Raw genomic sequence first — 21876 nt, forward strand, 5'->3', positions numbered from 1 at the left:
CCGTTCCTGTACGCTCATCGCCTAGTCTGAACCGCCCCCGGCCGGCGGCCGGAGGCGGTGGGTTAGAGCGTCAGAAGGCGAATTCGGCCCTGACGCCGTAGGTCCGCGGATCGTTGTACGAGCCGCCAAGCACGAACTGGCTTTCCAGCACGCTCGACAGATAATCACGGTTCGTCAGGTTCTTGCCCCACGCGACGAGGCGCAGGCCCTTGATCGACTCCGGCGCGAACGACAACTCCGCATCGAGCAGCGCATAGCGACGCTGGCGGACCGTGCCGGCGGCATCGTAGCTGATGCCGGAATTATACGTCCCATTGACGAAGGCCGCGATCCGCCCGGCGTTCGTATCGACGCCATAGTTGATCGCCGCATTCCCCGAGAACTTCGGCGCACGCGGCAGCCGGTTGCCGCTCGCGTCCGCCGCCGTCACGTCATAGCCGAACCCGAAGGCGTTCGGCCGATAGGCGACCGCGCTTTCGAACTTGCGGTACTTCGCATCCAGATAGGCGGCACCGGCCGACAGCGTCAGATCGGGTGTGATCGTGAAGGTGATGTCGCCGTCGATGCCCCTGATGCGCGCCGAGGCCGCATTCTGATAGAACTCCACCGGTGGCGCATAGGTGTAGACCTGCAGGTCCTTGTAATCATAGTAGAAAGCCGCGACGTTGATCGCCACGGCGCGGGTCGGCCGCCCCTTGTAGCCCACCTCGTAGGCGAACACCTTTTCCGGCTGCACCGGTTTTGTCAGCGGCGGGATCGGGGAATCGCCTGCGTTCACGTAGCCGCTCTTGAAGCCCTGCGAGTAGCTCGCATAGACGTTCTGGTCCTGATCGATCTCGTAGCGGAGCGTGGCGCGCGGGGTGAACCGCTTGAACGCCACCTTGCCGCGCGGATCGGCGAGCAGGGTGCGGTTGGGGCCGAACAGCGCCGGATGGTTGTTGGCCGTCTGCTGCGTCTCGTAGCTGTAGCGGCCACCCACCGTCAGGTTCAGCGTATCGGTTAGGTCGTAGCCCAGCTCGACATAGCCGGCATAGCTGCGCTTCCGGTTGAAGCCATATTGCGCCAGCGAATAGGCGGGCGTCGCGACGGTCGGGAACGCGGTGATCGCGGTGGTCGAGTAGCCGTCGAACGTGTTGGGGTCGTACCGCTCCTTCAGCGCGAGATAGAAGACGCCGAACGACACCGTCGCGCGGCCCAGCTTGCGGGAGGTGAAGTTGACCTCCTGGACGAAATTCTTGTTCTTGATCGTCAGGTCGCTCACCGTGCCGAGGTTGACGGCGGTATAGTCGGCGTCGGCGATGTCCTTCACGTCCACCTTGCTGAAGGCGGTGACGGTGCTGATCGTGCCGATATCCAGATCCAGCTTGCCGAGCAGGTTGGCGCCGTAGGTGGTGATCCGGGTCAACGGCTCGTCGCTGAGGGCGAACTGGTGCGGCTTGGTCGTCCTGGGAATGCTCACGCCGGACGCATCGGCCAGCGCATAGCCGAGGGGCTGGCCGGGGCCGAGCGGCTGGCCGGCATAGATGCCGTTATCCCGGCGACGGCTGTAATAGCCGCCGACGGTGAACGAGAGCGTCTCGGTCGGCTTCACCAGCAGGCGGGCGCGCAGCAGCTTGGAATTCAGGCCGCCATCGTGCCCGCCGCGCAGCAGATCCCGGTTGTAGCCGTCGCGGTCGCGGAAGGCGCCGGCGACCGAAATCGCCACCTTGTCGTCCACCAGCGGCCCGGTGATGTAGCCGCGTACCGACTTGTCGTCGTAGTTGCCGTAGCTCACGCTGCCCCGCCCCGTGAGGTTGAACGAGGGCGTGACGGTGTTGACGATGATGGCGCCACCGGCCGCGTTCTGGCCGTAGAGCGTGCCCTGCGGCCCCTTCAGGATCTCGATCTGCTGCACGTCCGGCAGGTCGATCAGCTGGCCCGACTGCGAGGGCTGGTAGATACCGTCGACATACACCGCCACGTTGCTGCTGTCGCCGAGACCGGCGCCGGCCGACGAGATGCCGCGGATCGCGGGCTGGAGGAAGCCGCCGTAGAACGGCAGCTGCACGCCCGGGGTGACGCGCTGGATATCGACCGTGCTGTTGATGCCCGCCGCCACCAGCGTGGCCTGCGGGATCGCGGTGATCGAGATGGGCACGTCGCGCAGCCGCTCGGAACGGCGCTGCGCCGTCACCACGATCTCGCTGCTGTCCACGGTGGCGACGCCCGTTGCCGGGGCGGGGGCGACCACGGTCGCTGCCGGCTCGGCGGCGGCCTGCGCGGCATCCACGCCCTGCGTCGATCCGGCCGTGCCATCGGGGCCGGCGACGTTGGCGGCGCTCTGCGCCAGCACGGGGGCGGGCGCGAAGGCGGCGCCGAGAAGGGCGAGCTGCAGCAGCCGGTGACGGGACTCTCTCATACTATCCTCCCAGAAGGCATATTTCTATTCTGTTGCCCCGTTGCGCGCCGGCCCGGCGAAACGCAACGGCGCTGATGCATTGCAGACGTGGCGGCACGACTTTGCCGGGGAGTGTGGCCGCCACGCAGCAGCCTGGCCTGCCGGCAAGCCCGCCGCCGCGGAGCCATCGCCCGCGCGGACGGCATTCCCGTTGACCGCCCGCGCCGCACCCCGCAAGCTGCCGCCATAAAGAGGGAGAGGGCGGTGATGAGGAAGCGCGCGACGATCGCGGCCGGGCTCGCGTTCGGGCTGACGGGCATGGCGGGATCGGCCGGGGCGAGGCCCGCCGCCGTCATGGAACGGCTGGAGGTCGTCGAGGACCGCATCGCCTTCGACGGGCGCAGTTTCGGTACGGTCGGCCCCTACCGGCTGATCCGCGCCCGGGCGCATATGCGGGTGGCCCCGGAGGCGACCGCCAACCGCCGGATCGTCGATCTCGACAAGGCGCCGCGAACCCCGGCCGGCGACGTGCGCTATTGGGCGGACGTGGTGATCTTCCGTCCGGTGAGCCCGGCCCACGCCCGCCGGGTGATGATCGCCGAGGTGCCCAATCGCGGCATCCGGCTGGCCGACAGCATGCTAAACACCGCCCCCGTCTGGGTGATGCCGCCCGGTTTCGGCGGCGGGGCGGATGCACGCAAGCCCGCCTCCGCGCCGGCCGATGCCGGCAGCGGCTTCGCCTTCCGGCGCGGCTATACGCTGGTCGCGGTAGGCTGGCAGGGCGATCTGCCCGCGCAGCCCGCCGTGCTGCTGCGCGCGCACCTGCCCGTCGCCACCGATGGCGGCCGGCCGATCACCGGCCGGGTGCAGGCGGTCACGGTGTTCGACACGCCAGAGACGCAATCGACGATGGCGCTGGCCTATCCGGTGGCGCCCGGCACCGAAGGCGACGGCGTGCTGACGGTACGCGCGCTGGCCGGCACGCCGCCCCGCACCCTCGACCGGACCGCGTGGCGGCTGCTCGATGCGACGCATGTCCGCATCGACCGCCCCGCCGGCATGGACGCGGGCGCGATCTACGAGTTCGTCTATACCGCGCAGGATCCGGTCGTCGCCGGCCTCGGCTTCGCCGCCACGCGCGACGTGGTGAGCTTCCTGCGCCACGACGCCGCCGACGAGGCAGGCGGCGCCAATCCGCTGATCGACCTGCGCGACGCCCCCTGCGCGCTTGCGAAGGGTTGCGCCGCCACCCGCACCGACACCGTCGATACGGTCCTCGGCTTCGGCGTGTCGCAATCAGGCCGCTACCTGCGCGACATGATCGGGCAGGGGTTCAACGCCGACACGGCGGGCCGGCCGGTGCTGGACGGCGCGTTCGTGCTGATCGCGGGATCGCGCAAGACCTTCACCAACCGCCGCTGGGCCGAGCCGGGCCGCTTCTCCCGCCAGCATGAGGACCCGCTGGTTCCGGGCAACCAGTTCCCCTTCGCCTATGGCAGCGCCACCGACCCGCTGACCGGGCGGAAGGACGGCATCCTCTCCGGCTGCGCGGGGCAGGCATGCCCGAAGATCGTCCACGTCGACGGCAGTTCGGAATTCTGGAACGCCGGTGGCGTGCTGGTCGGCAGCGACGGGGCGGGCCACGACGTCGCCTTTCCCGCCAACGTGCGCGGCTACATGATCGCAAGCGCGCCGCACGCGCCGTTCATCACGATGGGCGCCGCCGCGCTGCCGCCCAGCCCGCTCACGACCGGCGGCGTCGTGCGCGCGTTGCTGGTGGCGCTGGACGACTGGGTGGCCGGCGCCGCCGAACCGCCGCCGAGCCGCTGGCCTTCGATCGCGAAGGGCGACCTCGCCGATCCGGCGTCGCGCACGGCGGTCGGCTTTCCCGACTACAGCGGCCTGCCCTATTACGGCCGCGCCAACCCGGTCGCGCCCACCAATTACGATACCGTCCCGCCCACGGTCGATCCACGCCGCGCCTGGACGATCATGGTGCCCGTCACGGATGCCGACGGCAACGACCGCGTCGGCATCCGCATGCCCGACGTCGCCGTGCCACGCGGCACCTATCTCGGCTGGAACCCCCGCAAGCCGGGCTATGCCGAAGGCGACATCGCGCTCGTGTTCGGCAGTTTCGTGCCGTTCGCCGCCACAGCCGAGGCCGCCCGGGCAGCGGGCGACCCACGCCGCCCGCTGGCCGAACGCTACCGGGACGAGGCGGACTACAAGGCGCGCCTCGCCGCCGCGACGGCGGCGCTCAAGCGCGAACGCCTGTGGCTGGCGGACAGCGACTGATCCGCGCATCCGCTCGGCGGGCGATCAGGCCATGCCGCACCGGCCGCTCCACCCTCAGAGCAGGAAGCTCAGGCTGAGCGACAGGTTCACCGCCGGATCGAAGTCGCCGGTGAAGGAGGGGTGGCGGATATAGGCCACCGACGGCGCGACGTAGATGCCCGACGACGCGCGATAGGCGTAGAGCGCGCTGACCGAGGCCTGATACTTGTTCGTCGTCTCGCCCAGCGCGGCGATGGCGATCCCCGCCGGCCGGCTGAACTTGTTGTAGCCGAACGTCAGCGACATCTGGTCGGCCGGCCGGCCCGGCACCATGCCCAGCGCATAGGTCCGCGCCTCGAACGTGCGGGTATAGACGTTGACCTTGTCCGGCGCGAACATCGCCGATGCGCCGACATAGACGCCGCGATAGGCGAGCTTGGCGTCCGGCTGGTAGAGCTGATAGTCGGCCAGCGCGAACAGCATCCAGTTCTTCCTGGTGCCGGGCGCATCGAAGCGGGTGTAGCGCGTGGTGTTGTAGATGCCGCCTGCGCGCAGCCAGATCTGCCGGTCCGTCGCCGACGCCTTGCGTTGCAGGCCGAACTCCTGGATCAGCAGCGGCTTGGCGCCCCGGCGCGTCAGCTTCAGCCCGATGCCGTTGTCGAACCCCTCCTCGACCAGCCCGTCCGGCCCGATGCTGCGTTGCAGGCCGGTCTTGGAATAAAGCCCCGCCGGCCCCTGCAACCGCACGTTGAGCAGCGGCACGGGCGCGACGGAACCGCTCAGGCCCACCTGGATCGGGATGGTGCCGGCGAGCCCGTTCGCGAGGATCGGGTTGCCGCCGGCGAAGATGCCGATGTAGTTGAGGATGTTGGTGCCCAGGCCGCCGGTCACCTGCACCTTCTGGTCGAACAGCGAGGCCGACAGGTCGAGCCGCGTCAGGGTGAACTGGTTGCCGCCCAGCTGTCGCCATGTCGAGGCGTTGTACAGCCCGCCGACGTTCAGCTGGGTGAGGTCGGTGCCGTCGTCCGCCAGCCGGAAAGACACGCGCAGGTTGTTCGACGATCCGTAGGTGAACTTCTGCCCCGAGAAACGCTGCGGGCTGGTCGGCGAGCGGCCGCCGTTCACATCCTGGGTGAACCCGTGGATCGTGGTCGCGTCGAAGAAGATCCCCTTCTCGAACAAAGCGGAGCGGATGCCACCCTGATCGCGCACGATCGAATCGGTCACGCCGGCGAAGTCGGTCGACTGGCCCATCGGACGCAGGCGGTTGATCTCGGTGAGGCGGGCGAGCGTCGCCTGCGCCGCGTCACCCGGGCTGGCGGGGGCCGCGGTGGCGGAACTGCCAAGCGCCGCTGCGGGCGCCGCCTCCCCCGCGCCGGTACTGGCGGCGCCGGGGGATGGCGGGGCGGAGTCGGGGGAGGACTGCGCGAGGGCAGGCTGGGCAAACAGAGCGCACAGGCCGGCGAACAGGCCGGCCCCGATCATAGGCTGGTAATGCAACGCAACTCTCACATTAGGTAAGCGGTGAGAAAGCCTTAGCGGCGCGTGCCGGGTTTGGCGACATCGCACGGCGACATGATCCGCGTTGTGCGACGAATTGCACGTATCGCATGCGTCGTGCGCAGAGCCTTAACCGTATCGCGAGGGGCGCTTGCCGGCCTGAGACAGTGCGATGTCATAAGGGGCTGACACAGACTCCGCGCCTCCCAGATCACAATATCGTATTTTCGATCCTTGGTGGATCTTCTTCCTTGTCACTACTACCATCTTCTCGGGACTATCGATCACCGTACATGCATCACACGATCTTCCGGATATATGTTCATCTTGACTTCGCTGACCAGGCTCCAGAGCGAACCGAACCCCCAACGCCCGATGGCCTGCCGCCGGACGCTCCGCTACCGCCGGGTCAGGCGGGCGTGCGTCGACGGCCGGGCCCACGCCGCGCCCCGCGTCACACCGTCACGCACGCAGTCCATCGTCTGACAAGCGCCAGATGCCCAACCATAGCGGTGGCTGTTCCGAACAGCGGCCGCCCGTCACCCTGACTAGGCTGAAACGCGCCGGTCGCTCGTCGCGTCCTGTGGCGTCACGGCATCATCGCTGTCGCGCGCCGCGTCGGCGACCCGGACGATGGTGACCAGCGTCCCGTTCAGCCGGGGGGCGGCGCTCAGCGGATCGATGTCCGTGTCGCTGACCAGCTTGTTGCGTGCATTGCCCCGGCGGAAGACCTCGGCGGAGGTCGTCGGATCGAACAAGGGCGAGCCCCACCCCTGCGCCAGTACGATCGTCCCGCGCCGGATCGCGTCGGTCAGCACGGCGCGCACCCGAATCGTCGCCGTAGCGGACACCAGATCGAGCCGGTCGCCGACCGCGACCCCCATCGCCGCCGCGTCGTGCGCGTTCAGTTCCACCGTCTCGGCCGTCTCGTCATGGCCGACGCTGCCGGCGGTTTCGGCCAGCGAGGCGTTCATCATGCCGTTGCGGCGGCGCGAAATGATGCGGTACTGACCTGTCGGCACCGCCGTCACGCCCTCCGCGACGGCCTGCTCCAGCGCCTCGGCGAAGCGTGCCGGGCACAGCTCGATCGCCCGCCCCCGATCCTGCATGAAGCTGCGGAAATGGCCCATCGTGCGCTCGCCGAAGACGAGACCGTGCGGCTGCGCGCGCACCTGCTCCAGCGTCACCTGGCCGCTGCCGGCCAGCATGGCGGCGGCCAGATCATCTGGCGCCCTGGCCTGCCCGCCGAACAGCTCCAGCCCCATCGCCGCCGCCAGATCGCGGTAGAAGGTCCATTCCGGGCGCACCCCCTCCGGCGGCGGCAGCACCTGCCGGGTGGACTGGATGAACGGCTGGTCGTTGTAGGTATGGAGGCCGACGTGCACCTCCTCGCGCTCGAGGAAATGCACCGCCGGGATCAGCCAGTGCGCCTCGCGGTGGCTCTCGCGCTGGAACAGGTCGACGCTGACGAGCAGGTCGAGCGTGCCCAGCGCCCGCGCCAGATGATCGCCGCCGGCCCCGGTCGAGACCGGATTGCCACCGCCCAGAATCAGCGCGCGCACCTGCCCGTCACCCGGCGTCAGGATCTCGTCGGCCAGTTCGGACAGGCTGTGCTGGCCGACGACCGTCTCGATGCCCCTCACCCGGCTGTGGCGCTTCGGCTCGCCGCCGCCCTTGGCCAGCGCCATGTTGTACGGCCAGTTCGGCGCGAAGCGGCCGCCCGGCCGGTCGAGCCGGTCGGTCAGCACGTTGAGCGCCAGCGTGAGCCAGTGGGTGAGCACGCCGTGCCGGCCGAGCGCGGGGCCGGTGCCGGCGAAGGCGAACGCACGCGGCGCCGCGGCGAAACCGCGCGCGACGGTGGTGATATCCTCGACCGGCACGTCGCAGCTCGCGGCCAGCCGGTCGAGCGTCACCGTGGCGCACAGCCCGCGCAGGCCGGCCAGTCCGGTCACGCCGATATCGGGCGGCAACCGCTCCAGCCCCTCGTCCAGCATCACCTTGACGACGCCGAGCAGGAAGGCCCAGTCCGTCTCCGGCACGGGGGCGATGTGGCGGGTCGCGCCGGCGGCCGTCTCCGTCCGGCGCGGATCGAGGACGACGATGGTGGCACCGTCGCGGGTGCGGTCCTTCAGGCGGCGCCAGCCGTTGGGCACCTTGCCGCCCCAGTTGAACTTGCTGACGGCGGGGTTGGTGCCGATCAGCAGGGCGTAATCGGTGGCGTCGATGTCGGGCAGCAGCGCCAGCGTCTCCAGCCCGAACATCGCATCGCACGCGACATGCTTGGCGTTGCTGTCGATCGACTGGACGCCGTATTTCTGGTTCGTGCCGATCGCACCCAGAAAGCCGAAATGCCATGCCGATCCGCTGAAGCTGAACCCCATCGGATTGCCCAGGTAACCGGCCACCGCATCGCGGCCGTGGCGGGCGATGATCGCCTGCAGGCGGTCGGCGATGTCGTCCCCCGCCTCGTCGTAGCTGGTCGCGACGAAGCGGTCGCCGACGCGCTTCATGGGTGCGTTGACCCGCCACGGGCTGGCCGCCACCTCGTGCGCCTGCTGGCCCTTCACGCAGAAATCGCGCCACGTGTAGGGGTTCTGCTTGTCCGGGCGGATCGAACTGATCCGCCCGTCCGCCACGGCCACTTCCAGGCCGCACAGTTGCTCGCAGATCAGGCAGTGGGTGAAGACCGTGCGCTGTGCGGCGGGATCGGTGTGCAAGGCTACGTCTCCGGTCGATCGTGCGGAAATGCCGGTCATGCCGCCTGCGCGAGGACCGGCTGGCCGATATCGAGACCGGCCTCGTACGCCTTCAGGCGCGGCAGCACCTTCTGCGCGAACAGCGACTGGTTGCGGGTCGCCTCCGCCTCGCCCATGCCGGCATAGTTGAATACCGCCAGATACGCGCAGGCCCCGAGCTTCTGCTGGATGTCGATCGCCTTCGCGACACATTCGTCGGGCGTGCCATAGACGTGATTGCCCGTCCATTTGCGCGCGGACTGTTCCGGCGTGATCCCCGCCTTGCGCTGCGCCTCGGCACCGGCGGCGTAGTTCTCGTAGCCCTTCAGCCCCTTCATGTGCGCGCCGGTCGTCGCATAATGGTTCATCGCGGTCATCGAGTAGCGCGTGATGTAGTCCGGCCCCAGTTCGTGCGCGCGGTCGCGGTCCTCGTCGACGAAGGTCCACGCCACGAAGATCGGCCGGGGCGCCTCGCGGTGGTGGATCTCGCGGAACAGCCGGCGGTAATCGTCCAGCTGCGGGCCGCTCGCGTCGTAGGCGTGGTTGCCGGGGATGAACAGCAGCCCCGCGCCCAGCCGCGCCATGATCGGAAACGTCTCGGCCGACTGCGCCGACAGATAGAGCCGGTTCTGGAAGGAATGCTGCGGCATCGGGCGGATCAGCACGCGCGGCTGCTTCACCACCTCGCCCTCATACTCGATGTAGCCCTGTTCCAGCCCCATCATCGCCGCCTCGGTATTCTCGATCAGCTGCTGGCGGCTGAGGTTCATGTCGAGGCCGAAGCCGTCGAACTCGGTCTTCGCCACGCCCCGGCCCATGCCCAGCACGACCCGCCCGCCGGAGATCTGGTCGAGCACGGCCACGTCCTCGGCCACACGGATCGGATGGTGCCAGGGGGCGACGACCACCATCGTGCCCAGCTTCACGCGCGTGGTGCGCGCCGCGAAGTAGCTCAGGAACTTCAGCGGATCGGGGCACATCGCATAGCCGTTGAAATGATGCTCGACGCCCCAGATCGAGTCGAACCCCAGCCCCTCCACGCGGTCGGCCAGGCGATATTCGGTCTGATAGACGTCCGCATCGCGGGACTGGTCACCGTCCAGCCCGTCCGGATGGGCGAAGATGAAGCTGTTGCCGACATGCATGCCGCTGAGTCCTCTCGATTGTATTTTGGGGGATGGTAAGTCGGCATATTAAACTAGGCAAGTATCGGAGACAGTCGCCACGACGCCGCCCCGCCGGCGCTATCCGCTTGCCGGCGGGCCGTGGCCGCGCCATCGGCGATGGCAACGTCGGTCAGTCGAATAGGGAGAGGCACATGGAAGCGAACGATCAGGATCTGGGTATCGCCGGCATTCGCGCGCAGCTTGCCCAGCGCGCGTCGCTGGCCAAGGGCATCGCGATGTCCTGGCCGGAGATCCGCGCCGGCATGGATGCGGCCACCGCGCTGATCCCGCCCGCCGCCGGGTGCAGCTCCACCCCGCGCGACGTCGGCGGCGTGCCGGGCGAGGAGGTGGTGTTCGGGGATGCCGCGCCCGCCGGCACGATCCTGTTCCTCCACGGCGGCGGCTATGTGATGGGCGGGCCGCAAACGCACCGCACGCTCTCGTCGCGGTTCGCCAAGGCCACCCGGGCCGCCGTGGTCGTGATCGATTACAGGCTGGCGCCCGAACACCCCTTCCCCGCCGCGCTCGACGATGCGGAGGCCGCCTACCGCGCGCTGCTGGCCGAGGGGCGGACGGCGGATCGCATCGTGATTGCCGGGGATTCCGCCGGTGGCGGACTGGCGCTCGCCCTCGCGCTCCGCCTGAAGGCGCTCGGCCTGCCGCAGCCGGCGGGGCTGTTCGTCATCAGCCCGTGGACCGACCTGCTGCAATCGTCGGACACCTGCGTCAGCAAGGCGGCGAGCGATCCGATCATCTCGAAGGAGGGGCTGGATGCGATGGCCGGCGCCTATCTGGGGGGTGCCGCCGGGGACGATCCGCTGGCCTCGCCGGTGCGCGGGGACTTCGCCGGGATCGCGCCGATGCTGATCCATGTCGGCGCGGAAGAGGTGCTGCTCGGCGACTCGATCGCTCTCGCAGGTGCGGCCGGTGCGGCAGGCGCCGGCGTGCGGCTGGAGATATGGCCCGAGATGATCCATGTCTGGCATGCCTTCGCCGACCGGCTCGCCCCCGCGCGCGACGCGATCGCCGTCGCTGCGACGTGGATCAACGAGCGGCTCGCCGCCGCGCGGTAATCGCGATCGGGGCCGATGTCCGGCCCCGATCGCCTACGTCGTCCGCAATTCGGGGAAGTCCTCCTCGCGGTGCTCACCCTCCGCGCGCGTGCCCGTGCGGGCATGCTCGATCTCGCGGCGGCGCAGTTCGATCCGCCTGATCTTGCCCGAGATCGTCTTCGGCAGCTCGAAGAACTCGATCCGCCGCACCCGTTTGTAGGGCGCCAGCGCCACGCGCACATGCGCGAGGATCGCCCGCGCCGTCTCCCGGTCCGGCGCGTGGCCGGGGGCGAGCGCGATATACGCCTTGGGCACGGCCAGCCGCACCGGATCGGGCGCGGGCACCACGGCGGCCTCGGCCACGGCGGCATGCTCGATCAGCGCGCTCTCCAGCTCGAACGGGCTGATCCGGTAGTCCGCCGCCTTGAACACGTCGTCGGCGCGGCCGACATAGGTCATCCAGCCATCTGCATCGCGAGTCGCCACGTCGCCGGTACGATAATAGTCCCCCTCCAGTCGGCGCAGGCCGCCCTCGTCCTGATAGCCGATCATCAGCCCGGCCGGCCGCGGCTCCAGCCGGATCGCGATCTCGCCCTCATCCGTCTCGTTGCCGTCATCGTCCAGCAGCGCGATGTCGTAGCCGGGCAGCGGCCGCCCCATCGAGCCGGGGCGCACCGGCTGGCCCGGGCTGTTGGCGATCTGCGCCGTCGTCTCGGTCTGGCCGAAGCCGTCGCGGATGGTGAGGCCCCACGCGCGCTGCACGGTGGCGATCACTTCCGGGTTGAGCGGCTCGCCCGCGCCGCACACGCTCGCCAGCAGCGTCCGCCACTGCGTCAGATCTTCCTGGATCATCATCCTCCACGCGGTCGGCGGCGCGCAGAGCGAGGTAACGCCATTGTCGGCGATGGCGTCCAGCAGCGCGGGCGCATCGAACCGGCCGAGGTTGGCGACGAACACGGTCGCGCCCGCGTTCCACGGCGCGAACAGGCAGCTCCATGCGTGCTTGGCCCAGCCCGGCGACGATACGTTGAGGTGCACGTCGCCCGGCCGCAGCCCCAGCCAGTACATCGTCGAGAGGCTACCGACGCCGTAGCTGTAGTGGCTGTGCATCACGAGCTTGGGTTTCGCCGTGGTGCCGGAGGTGAAATAGAGCAGCGCCGGATCGGATGCGCGGCCGGGCGCGGCGGGGGTGAACGATGCCGCGCCCGCCAGCAGATCGTCGAAACGCGACCAGCCGGGCGGCGCCTCGTCCACCGCGATCTTCAGCAGGCCGACGCCGGGGACGGCCAGCGTGGCCGCAAGGTCCGCCTCGGCGATCCATGCGCGCACGCCCGCCTGCTCGATCCGCGCTGCGATGTCCCCCGCGGTCAGCAGGGTGGAGGCCGGGATGGTCACCACCCCCAGCTTCATCGCCGCCAGCATCGTCTCCCACAGCTCGGCGCGGTTGCCGAGCATCAGCAGCAGCCGGTCACCGGGTCGCAGGCCGAGCGCGCGCAGCCCGTTGGCCACCCGGTTCGACCGTTCCGACAGGTCGGCGAAGGTGCGGGTCGCGGCATGCTCGCCCACGATGCGCAGCGCCGTCGCGCCTGCCGTATCGCCCTGCGCCAGTTCACCGTCGAACCAGTCGATCGCCCAGTTGAACGCATCGAGATCGGGCCAGCGGAAGGCGGCGCGGGCGGCGGCGTAATCGTCCCGCAGCGCCAGCAGGAGATCGCGGGACCGGCGCAGACTCATCGCCGCCCGCGCCCCGCCGGGGCCGACGTGCCGCCGCTCACGCCTCGAACCGCTTCAGATCGGGGAAGGCATCGAGCGTGAAGGGGTTGCGCAGGTCGCCGGTCAGCTCGGCGGGGGCGGCCGCGTCGAGTTCGTCGAGCGTCCAGCCGCCCGCCCGGCTGGCGATCCGCTCCGCCACCGGCTCCGACAGCAGGCCCACGTCGTCGCCGCGCACCTCGAAGGTGCGGCCGTTCACGTTCCGCGCGGCATCGGTGCACAGCCAGACGACGAACGGGGCGATCTTGCGCGGTGGAAACTGGCTCGCGTCGAAGGTCATCGCGCGCTCGACACCCGGCTCCGGCCCCATCGTCAGCGTCATCAGCTTCATCCACCGCTGCGCCGCGACCTCGAAATGGTCGGTCGAATTGCCGACCGCAAACGGGCGGATGGCGTTGCAGCGGACGCCGAACCGGCCGATCTCCATCGCCACCGTGCGGGTCAGCCCGATCGCCGCCTCGCGCGCGGTGGCATGCGCGATCGAGCCGGGATGACCGAAGCCGGAGCCGGAACTGGTGTTGACGATGCTGCCCGAGCCCTGCCGGCACATGTGCGGCGCCGCCGCCCGGATCATCGCGAAATAGCCCTTGCACGCGACGTCGAAGGTAAGATCCCATGCCGCCTCGTCGAACCGCCAGAGATCGTCCATCGCGCCGGCGCCGGCGTTGTTGACGATGATGTCGATCCGGCCGTGCGCCGCCACGGCATCGGCCACGATCAGCCCCGCGCCGTCCCACGTCGCCGAATGGGTGCTGGCGCTGGCGATGCCGCCCGCCGCCTCGATCTCGGCCACCACCGATGCCGCATCCGCGCCGGCCCGCACGCCGATGTCGTTCACCACGACGGCGGCGCCTTCGCGCGCCAGCAGCAACGCGTGCTCGCGGCCGATGCCGCCCCCTGCCCCGGTGACGATCGCCACCTTGCCATCCAGCCTCGCCATGAACGTCTCTCCTTGTCGTCGGCTTGTCGTTTCCGGGTCAGGCCGGTTGCAGCCGCTTTCCATCCCGTATCGTCTCCGCCGCCCGCCCCGCGCGCAGCAGCCGGCCGGGCTTCGCCCCGGTCGCCGCATCGTCCCGCCGCGTGACGACGCCGTTGACCAGCGTCGCGCGATAACCCTGCGAGAATTGCAGCAGCCGCGGCCCGCCGGAGGGCAGATCGAACACCATCTCCGGCAAGGCGCTCGCCAGCCGGTCGAAATCGATCACGTTGATGTCGGCACGCTTGCCGACCGCGATGGTGCCGCGATCGTCCAGGTCGTAGAGCGCCGCCGGCTCGCCCGTCAGCTTGTTGACCATCTTCTCGATCGGGAACACCGGCCCGCGCGCCCGGTCGCGCGCCCAGAACGTCAGGTGGAAGGTGGGCGAGGCGCCGTCGCACACCAGCGGCAGGTGCGCGCCACCGTCGCTCAGGCCGCTCACGGTGTTGGGGTCGGCCAGCAGCGCATGGGCGGCATCGAGGCCGCCATCGACATAGTTCATCGCGAAGTCGATGAGGATCCCGCCGCCGTCGCCCTCGGCCAGCACGTCGTAGACGACCTCCGCCATCGTCCGCCCGGTTTCGGCGGCGATCGCATCGACCCGCCGCGAGGCATCCGGCTCGTAATCCAGCCGGTGGCCGATCGCATAGCAGCCGGGCAGGATGCGCCTCAGCAGCCCGATCATCCGGACGACGCGGGGATCCGCCACGGCCTCCGGCGTGTCCTCCTCCGCCAGGATGGCGGCGCGGCGGGCGGGATCGCGCATGGCGACGGCCCGTTCCCGCCGGGGCAGGCCCGCGATCGCCAGATACGAGGGGCGCGCGGCGAACAGGTGGTAGCCGTCCAGCGAGAAGATCCAGCCGAGGCCGCGCGAGGCGACCTGCGCGCGGATGTCCAGCCCGTCGGCATTGGCCGCCGCCGTGGCCGCCAGCATCTGCCGCCATTCGTCCGGCGCATGCTGCATGGCGTGGAGGATATAGGTGACCGGCCGCCCCGCCGCGCGCGCGATCCGCACGAACCGCTCATGCTCGTCCAGCCGTTCGTCGATCGTGTTGGGCGCGCCGCCGGTATCGCCCGCCGCGCCCAGCGGCACGAGCTGGAAGACGCCGTGGCCGCTCTCGCCCATCGCCCCGGCCAGCGCCGCCAGCTCGCGATCCTCGGCGAAGGTGCCCGGCACATGCGCGCCGGTGGCGGACCGATGCTCGATGATGCGCGCGGCGGAAAAGCCCACTGCGCCCGCCGCCATGCCCTCGCGCACCAGGCGCTGCATCTCGGCGAGATCCGCGTCGGTCGCCGCCTCGTGCCGCATCGCACGGTCGCCCATCACATACACGCGCAGCGGCGCATGGGTGACATGGGTGGCGACGTCCATGGTGAACTGCCGCGCCGCCAGCTTGTCGAGATAATCGGGGAAACTCTCCCAAGACCAGTCCAGTCCCTCGTCCAGCACGATGCCGGGGATGTCCTCCACCCCCTCCATGATGTCGATCAGGTCCTTGCGGTTGCCGGCCCGCACCGGTGCGAACCCCACGCCGCAATTGCCGGCGATGGCGGTGGTGACGCCGTTGGAGAAGCTGGGTTCCAGTTCCTGATCCCACAGGAACTGGCCGTCGTAATGGGTGTGGATATCGATGAAACCGGGCGTCACGATCGCGCCCGCCGCGTCGATGGTGTCCCGCGCGGGGCCGGTCGCGGTGCCGATCTCCACGATGCGCCCGTCGCGGATCGCGATGTCGGCGCGGAACGGCGGGCCACCCGTGCCGTCGAAGATCCGGCCGCCCGTAATCACGACGTCGAACATCATCCGCTCCATCTCATTCTTGTTCTTCTGGCGTATTCGCCTGTGCCGACCATACGCGTCCCGGCCGGATCGAAAAGGATCTTCTGCCTTTCATTCGTCGACAGGGTCTTCTTGCGCCGCCAGATGCCTCGTCATCGCGACGGGCGCATCGCGGCGGCCTCGTGCCCGGCATCATGGGCGACACGCTGGCACGGGATACGTTCCCGTGCCAGCGGGCGATCAGCGCGAGCCGAAGGCGTAGCGCAGGGTCGCGCCGATCTCGCGCGGGCGGTTGGTGCGGACCTGGTCGTAGCCATCCCCGGCCGCATAGAGCTGGTAGATCGTGTTGCTGACGTTCAGGCGCGTCAGCTCGACATTCTTGTCGAACACGTTCTTGGCATAGACGCCCAGATCCCAGCCGGCGCGATTGCCGGTGATGCCCGCGAACAGGTCGACGATCGTATAGGCACGCGTCTTCCTGTAGACGGCGACGCCTCCTGCGTTCTGGCTGCCGAAGTTGCCGAAGTTCGGGTTCTTGTTGCGGTAGTTGGCATTGAACCGGACATAGGCGGCGACGAGATCGGTGATCGGCAGGTCATAGCTGCCGTTGAGCGTGGCCTGGAATGGCGACTGGGTGTTGAGCACCTGCCCCTTCGGCGACGCGCACAGGTCGATCGGATTGGCCGCCGTCACCGGCCGGGCGGTATCGTTGCAGGGCACCTGCCCGCCGCGCGACTTGATCTTCGAGTAGCTGAGGTTGGCGGTAAGCGACAGGTTGTCGATCGGCTCCGCGGCGATCTCCACCTCCGCGCCCCGCACACGTGCGTCGATGTTGCTGTAGAAGGCGAGGCTGGTCAGCGCGGCCGACCGGCTGATCGTGTTGAAGTAGTTGATCCCCTCGAAGGTGGTCAGCTGGTTCTTGTAATCGAGCTGGAAGGCGGACGCATTGATCCGAAGCCGCCGGCCGATGCTGGACTTCACCCCGATCTCATAGGATTTCGCCGTTTCCGGCCGGGGCGTGATGAGGTTGTCCGGCAGGCCGGGATTGTTGACGGCGGGCAGGCCGGTGCGGAACGAGCTTCCGGTGGTGGCATAGACCAGCAGGTCGTCGGTGAAGCGGTGAGACAGCGAGAAATTGTAGATCGGCTTGCTGTACTTGTCGTTGTTGCTCTGGCTCGAATTGCCGCTTCCGGCCGGGATCTGCGCATCGCAGAAGCCGGGATAGACGCTGTTGACGAGACCCGTCACGAACACGCCGGGGATGCCGGCACAGGGCAGCCCGCCCAGCGCCGCCAACGGCGTCGCGATCGCGCGCGTGGCCGCCGTCGTGATGTCGAGCCCGAGCGGCACGCGATCCCGCAGGATCGCCAGCCCGCCGGTCAGCTCCGTCGCATCGTCCAGATGGAAGCGGACGTTGCCGTAGAACGAGTCGAAGACCTGGCCCAGACGGATATTGGTCGAGCTTTGCAGCACGTAGCGGCTGTCCGGCGTGGTGACGGTGCCAGGCGCGGCGGTCGGCGGGCCGAAGGCGCCGCCCAGCGTGCCGGGCAGGTAATAGACCGGCACGTCGAAGCGGGTGATGCCGCTGCTCCGCTTGGAGAACCAGCCGATGTCGTAGTCGAACGGGCGATCCGGGTCGGGAAGCGAGGAGATGCGGATCTCGTGCGTGCGGAACTTGGGCGTGCCGGGGATCGTGAGGACGGAATAGGCCTCGAATCCGGGCAGGCTGTTGACCTGATCGAGCGAGCTCAGCACCGTGCCGCTGCGATTGATCTGGCGGCCGTAATTGTAGCTCAGGTTATGGCCGAGGACTTCCCAGTTCGCGTTGATCGTGGCCAGATCGACATGCTGCGGGCGGATGATCGGCTGATCCTGCACCGAGGCGCGGTCGTCGAGGGTGAGGGCCGGCCCGTTGAAATTGGCGGGGATCGCCGCGACCAACCCGCCGAGGCGCGCCGGCGCGCCCGGGCTGCCGGTGCCGACGACCTGGAAATATTCGCGGTCGAGGGTCTTGCGGCGCTGGTACATGCCCTGGATCGACAGCGTGTCGGTCGGCTTGAACAGCACCGTGGCCCGGTACGTGCGATCCCTGAAGAACGGATCGATGCGGCTGTTGACGCTGCGCACCCGGTTGCCGTTGCTCTCCTCGATATTGGCGGCGAGGCGGATCGCCAGCACGTCCTTGATGATCGGGGCGTTGATCGCGCCCTGCAGATCGAAGTGATCGCCCGAGCCGTACAGGCCCTGCACATAGCCGCCGAACTCGGTCAGGTCGGGCTTGCGCGTCGCGATGGTCACCGCGCCGGAGATGGAGGGGGCGCCGCGCGTGGTGCCCTGCGGCCCGCGCAGCACCTCGATCTGGCCCACGTCGAACAGCGAGACGATGGTGTTGCCGGGATCGAAAGGAACCTCGTTGAAATAGATCGGGGTGGCCGGCGTGCCCGAACCCGGCTGCCAGGTGACGCCGCGCAGCGTGACGGCGGTGCTGGAGCCGGCATTCACGAGGGTCAGGCCCGGCGCCAGCTTGGAGACTTCCTCGACCGAGGTGATCGCCAGCTTCTGCAGGCTGTCGCCCGTCACCACCTGCACGCTGACCGGGACATTCTGGAGGCTCTCGGCGCCACGCCGGGCGGTGACGACGATGTCCTCGATGGACGACGTCGTCGCGGCCTGCTGCGGCGCCTCCTGCGCATGGGCACCGGCGGGAACGAGGCCGGCCAGCGCGGTGGTCAGCAGGAGCGGGCGAAACCCGATCTTCCGGTACATGTAACTCTCCCCTCCAATGCGCCATCTCTGCGGCGCCCTGATGGTCTACAGGCGTAGACACGCCTGTCGGGAAGTCAATCCTGAAATCACGGATGCACGGGACGAGCATAGCCGCGTCCTCGCCACAGTCTCTCGTCCGTCGGATGCGACGCGGATCTTCCCCGGCCGGCGATCGACTGTCGAAGACCGGACGTGACGGGCCACCGCAACCTGTTCGGGGCGGCCGGGCAGGCGCCGGCCCTAGCCGTCGACGATCGCCTGGATGGTATCCGCCAGCCATTGCCGCGTCCCTTGCAGGTCGGCCCCCGCCAGGGCGGGCAGCGGCAGCACCTGGCGCCCCGTCATATAGGCCATCCACAGGAAATTGATCTGCGCCGCGCGCGCCAGCGCGGTGTCCCCGCCGCCAAGCCACTGCGCCAGCGGCAGGGTGATATGATCGTGCATCAGGCTGCTGCACAGGATGCGCGCCTGCGGATCGGCGGTGGCCAGCACCATCATGGCGAGCGCGCTCGGCATCTCCTCGCCGATCATCAACAGCGCGACCGCGCGCTGGCCGAACGTCGCCCGGTCCCCCGTGATGAACGGCTCGATCAGCAGGAAATCCTCGACGGCGGCGCGAAACAGGCCTTCCTTCGATCCGAAATAGCGCCGGATCAGGGTGAAGTCCGCTCCCGCCTCGGCCGCGACCTGCCGCACCCCCGTGGTGGTGTAGCCCTTCTGCGCGAACAGCTTCTGGGCGGCGCGCAGGATGTTCTCGCGGGTGCGCGCCGCGTCGCGCGTGCCGCCCTCCGGCGGGGATATCGTCGTCGTCATGGCTCTTTACGTAGAGAGCGGTGGCTGCTAGGTCCAGTATTGTCCACAAGCGTAGACATAATAGGAGAGAGCGGGTGACGACAGCAGTCGATGGAGCGGCGCGGGCGAAGCTCGATGCCGTTCGGGCAAAGTACCGGGCGGAACGGGAAAAGCGGCTGCGCCCCGATGGCGTCGGCCAGTATCGCGCCCTCTCCGGCACCTTCGAGGACTTCGACCGCGATCCGTATGCGGACCCGGCGTTCACCCGCGCGCCCGTGACGGAGGATGTCGAGGTGGCGATCATCGGCGCCGGCATCGGCGGCCTGATGGCGGCCGCCAAGCTCGTGCAGCAGGGCGTCACCGATCTCCGCATCATCGACAAGGCCGGGGATTTCGGCGGCACCTGGTACTGGAACCGTTATCCCGGCGCCGCCTGCGACATCGAATCCTATGTCTACATGCCGATGCTGGACGAGACGGGCTACGTACCCACCGAGAAATACGCCAAGGCCCCCGAGATCTTCGCCCACTGCCAGCGCATCGGCACGCAGTTCGGCCTCTACGACAAGGCGCTGTTCCAGACGCTGGTGCAGGACGTCCGCTGGAGCGACGACGACGGGCGCTGGACTATCTCGACCAGCCGGGGCGACACGCTGCGCGCGCGCTTCCTGATCGTGGCGGGCGGCATCCTGCACAAGGCCAAGCTGCCGGGCATCCCGGGCGTCGAGACGTTCAGGGGCAAGAGCTTCCACACGAGCCGGTGGGATTACGGCTATACCGGCGGCAGCCCGACCGAGCGGATGGACAGGCTTGTCGACAAACGTGTCGCGCTGATCGGCACGGGCGCTACCTCCATCCAGGTCGTGCCGCGGCTGGCCGAGACGGCGCAGCACCTCTATGTCGTCCAGCGCACGCCCTCCACGGTGGGCGTGCGCGCCAACCGGCCGACCGACCCCGAATGGGCCGGGACGCTCCAGCCGGGCTGGCAGAAGGCGCGGATGGAGAATTTCACCCAGACCGTTTCCGGCCGGCAGCCGGAGGTGGACATGGTCGACGACGGCTTCACCGCCATCTTCGGCCGCAACCCCAACGCGCTCGGCATCTCCACCGAGGCGGAGGAACTGAGCGATCTGGAAGCCATGGAGGCGGTCCGCGCCCGGGTCGATACGATCATCACCGATCCGGAGACGGCGGAGGCGCTGAAGCCCTGGTACAACCAGATGTGCAAGCGCCCCTGCTTCCACGACGACTATCTGCCGGCCTTCAACCGACCCAACGTCACGCTCGTGGATACCGGCGGCAAGGGGGTCGAGCGGATCACCGAGGATGCCGTGGTCGTCGACGGCGTATCCTATCCGGTCGATTGCATCGTCTACGGATCGGGTTTCGAGGTCGGTTCCGGCTACAAGAGCCGCCTCGGCTTCGAGATCCACGGCCGGGACGGTATCGCCCTGACGGACGCCTGGGCCGATGGCCCGGCCACCCTGCACGGCATGCTGGCGCGCGGCTTCCCCAACCTGATGATCTTCGACCAGCTGCAGGGCGGGATCGCGATCAACTTCGCCCACCTGATGACCGAACTGGCCGATCACGCCAGCTGGCTGATCGCGCATTGCGTGAAGGAGGGGATCGGGACGATCGAACCCACCGCGGAGGCGCAGGAGGCGTGGTTCCAGACGTTGCTGAGCAAGCTGGGCGCGCAGGCGATGTTCTTCGCGCAATGTACCCCCGGCTATTTCAACGCGGAGGGCAGCACGGCGATGTCCCCGGCGGCGATGCGCTCCGTGCCCTATTTCGGCCCCCTGCCCGATTTCCTCGGGGTCCTGCACGACTGGCGCAACGCGCCGGCGCTGGAAGGCGTCGAACTGCACCCGATCACGCGCAAGGGAGAATGAGATGACCACCGGGGAGTTCGACGGGAAGGTGGTGGTCGTCACCGGGGCGGCATCGGGGCTGGGCCGGGCCACGGCGCTCGCCTTCGCCGCCGCCGGCGCGCGGCTGGCGCTGGCGGACATCGACGAGGCGGGGCTGGCGGCGACGGCCGCCACCGTGACCGGCCCGGGCGGCGAGGCGGTGCCCATCGTCACCGACATCGCCGACGCCGACAGCTGCGCGAGCCTGATCTCGCAGGCCCATGCGCGGTTCGGCCGGATCGACGCGCTCTGCAACGTCGCCGGCGCGTTCCGTTTCGACCATGCCGCCAGCATCACGCCGGATGTGTGGGACCGGATCTTCGCGGTGAACGTACGCGGTCCGTTCTTTCTCTGCCAGGCGGCGCTGCCGCACCTGACCGAAAGCAGCGGCGCCATCGTCAATGTCGCGTCGGCCTCGGCGTTCCTGGGGCACGCCTTCCTGACCCATTATGCGGCCAGCAAGGCGGCGCTGGTGAACCTCACCAAGTCGCTGGCGATGGAGTATATGCACGCCCCGGTCCGCATCAACGCGATCGCCCCGGGCGGGATCAACACGGCGATGACGGCGACGCCCTCGGTTCCGGAAGGCATCGATTTCCAGCTGCTCGCCCGGTACAGCCCGCTGCGTGGCTCCGCCGAGCCTGAGGATTTGACCGACCTCATTCTGATGCTGGCCGGGCCGCGCGGCAAGCCCTTCCACGGCGCCTGCCTGAACGTCGACCGGGGCATCACCGCCGGCTGACCATTGTACCGGCCGATCGCCCCGGGCGGG

At 69.1% G+C, this 21876-nt stretch carries 13 protein-coding genes; 4 read left to right on the forward strand and 9 right to left on the reverse strand.

Features of this window, described 5'->3' with window-relative positions:
• Positions 1–70: 70 nt before the first annotated feature.
• Positions 71–2398, reverse strand: coding sequence for a TonB-dependent receptor (locus FOY91_RS04970; RefSeq protein ID WP_145148755.1), 2328 nt, complete (start codon positions 2396–2398; stop codon positions 71–73).
• Positions 2399–2644: 246 nt separating this feature from the next.
• On the opposite strand from FOY91_RS04970, the gene FOY91_RS21555 reads away from it, so the two are divergent.
• Positions 2645–4675 carry an alpha/beta hydrolase domain-containing protein gene (locus FOY91_RS21555; RefSeq protein ID WP_162527138.1) on the forward strand — a complete coding sequence of 677 codons (2031 nt, stop codon included), beginning with the start codon at positions 2645–2647 and terminating at the stop codon, positions 4673–4675.
• A gap of 54 nt (positions 4676–4729) precedes the next feature.
• Here the strand turns inward: FOY91_RS21555 and FOY91_RS04980 are convergent, their stop codons facing one another.
• From FOY91_RS04980 to FOY91_RS04990, 3 genes are all read right to left on the reverse strand, one after another.
• Complete coding sequence (locus tag FOY91_RS04980) at positions 4730–6154, reverse strand: carbohydrate porin (protein ID WP_145148757.1); 1425 nt, start codon at positions 6152–6154, stop codon at positions 4730–4732.
• Between the two features lie 548 nt (positions 6155–6702).
• Entirely contained in the window at positions 6703–8871 is a 2169-nt protein-coding gene (locus FOY91_RS04985) for a molybdopterin-containing oxidoreductase family protein (protein ID WP_162527139.1), read from the reverse strand.
• Between the two features lie 35 nt (positions 8872–8906).
• Positions 8907–10034 (reverse strand): LLM class flavin-dependent oxidoreductase, encoded by a 1128-nt coding sequence (locus tag FOY91_RS04990; RefSeq protein ID WP_145148761.1) that lies wholly within the window; start codon positions 10032–10034, stop codon positions 8907–8909.
• A gap of 173 nt (positions 10035–10207) precedes the next feature.
• Between FOY91_RS04990 and FOY91_RS04995 the strand changes: the two genes are divergently transcribed.
• Positions 10208–11128 (forward strand): alpha/beta hydrolase fold domain-containing protein, encoded by a 921-nt coding sequence (locus FOY91_RS04995; protein WP_162527140.1) that lies wholly within the window; start codon positions 10208–10210, stop codon positions 11126–11128.
• Positions 11129–11161: 33 nt separating this feature from the next.
• Here FOY91_RS04995 and FOY91_RS05000 read toward each other — a convergent pair whose 3' ends face one another.
• The 5 genes from FOY91_RS05000 to FOY91_RS05020 all read right to left on the reverse strand — a co-directional run bounded on the left by FOY91_RS05000 (position 11162) and on the right by FOY91_RS05020 (position 19212).
• Complete coding sequence (locus FOY91_RS05000) at positions 11162–12841, reverse strand: AMP-binding protein (protein ID WP_145148765.1); 1680 nt, start codon at positions 12839–12841, stop codon at positions 11162–11164.
• 37 nt (positions 12842–12878) lie between these two features.
• A complete protein-coding gene (locus tag FOY91_RS05005; RefSeq protein WP_162527141.1) occupies positions 12879–13817 on the reverse strand; it encodes an SDR family NAD(P)-dependent oxidoreductase in 939 nt (312 codons plus the stop codon).
• A gap of 37 nt (positions 13818–13854) precedes the next feature.
• The gene (locus tag FOY91_RS05010) at positions 13855–15690 is read right to left on the reverse strand and encodes an N-acyl-D-amino-acid deacylase family protein (protein ID WP_275265934.1); all 1836 of its coding nucleotides are present in this window, start codon (positions 15688–15690) and stop codon (positions 13855–13857) included.
• 183 nt (positions 15691–15873) lie between these two features.
• Complete coding sequence (locus FOY91_RS05015) at positions 15874–18399, reverse strand: TonB-dependent receptor (RefSeq protein ID WP_145148771.1); 2526 nt, start codon at positions 18397–18399, stop codon at positions 15874–15876.
• Between the two features lie 240 nt (positions 18400–18639).
• Positions 18640–19212, reverse strand: coding sequence for a TetR/AcrR family transcriptional regulator (locus FOY91_RS05020; RefSeq protein ID WP_145148773.1), 573 nt, complete (start codon positions 19210–19212; stop codon positions 18640–18642).
• A gap of 74 nt (positions 19213–19286) precedes the next feature.
• Between FOY91_RS05020 and FOY91_RS05025 the strand changes: the two genes are divergently transcribed.
• The gene (locus FOY91_RS05025; RefSeq protein WP_145148775.1) at positions 19287–21086 is read left to right on the forward strand and encodes a flavin-containing monooxygenase; all 1800 of its coding nucleotides are present in this window, start codon (positions 19287–19289) and stop codon (positions 21084–21086) included.
• Position 21087: 1 nt separating this feature from the next.
• Entirely contained in the window at positions 21088–21846 is a 759-nt protein-coding gene (locus tag FOY91_RS05030; protein ID WP_145148777.1) for an SDR family NAD(P)-dependent oxidoreductase, read from the forward strand.
• Positions 21847–21876: the final 30 nt, after the last annotated feature.

This window comes from Alterirhizorhabdus solaris (genome assembly GCF_007785815.1).
Classification (GTDB): domain Bacteria; phylum Pseudomonadota; class Alphaproteobacteria; order Sphingomonadales; family Sphingomonadaceae; genus Alterirhizorhabdus; species Alterirhizorhabdus solaris.

Bases quoted from the DNA above. Each gene is read 5' to 3' on its own strand.
- FOY91_RS04970 (WP_145148755.1), bottom strand. From the start codon at position 2,398: ATGAGAGAGTCCCGTCACCGGCTGCTGCAGCTCGCCCTTCTCGGCGCC.
- FOY91_RS21555 (WP_162527138.1), top strand. From the start codon at position 2,645: ATGAGGAAGCGCGCGACGATCGCGGCCGGGCTCGCGTTCGGGCTGACG.
- FOY91_RS05015 (WP_145148771.1), bottom strand. From the start codon at position 18,399: ATGTACCGGAAGATCGGGTTTCGCCCGCTCCTGCTGACCACCGCGCTG.
- FOY91_RS05000 (WP_145148765.1), bottom strand. From the start codon at position 12,841: ATGAGTCTGCGCCGGTCCCGCGATCTCCTGCTGGCGCTGCGGGACGAT.
- FOY91_RS04990 (WP_145148761.1), bottom strand. From the start codon at position 10,034: ATGCATGTCGGCAACAGCTTCATCTTCGCCCATCCGGACGGGCTGGAC.
- FOY91_RS04995 (WP_162527140.1), top strand. From the start codon at position 10,208: ATGGAAGCGAACGATCAGGATCTGGGTATCGCCGGCATTCGCGCGCAG.
- FOY91_RS05030 (WP_145148777.1), top strand. From the start codon at position 21,088: ATGACCACCGGGGAGTTCGACGGGAAGGTGGTGGTCGTCACCGGGGCG.
- FOY91_RS05005 (WP_162527141.1), bottom strand. From the start codon at position 13,817: ATGGCGAGGCTGGATGGCAAGGTGGCGATCGTCACCGGGGCAGGGGGC.
- FOY91_RS05020 (WP_145148773.1), bottom strand. From the start codon at position 19,212: ATGACGACGACGATATCCCCGCCGGAGGGCGGCACGCGCGACGCGGCG.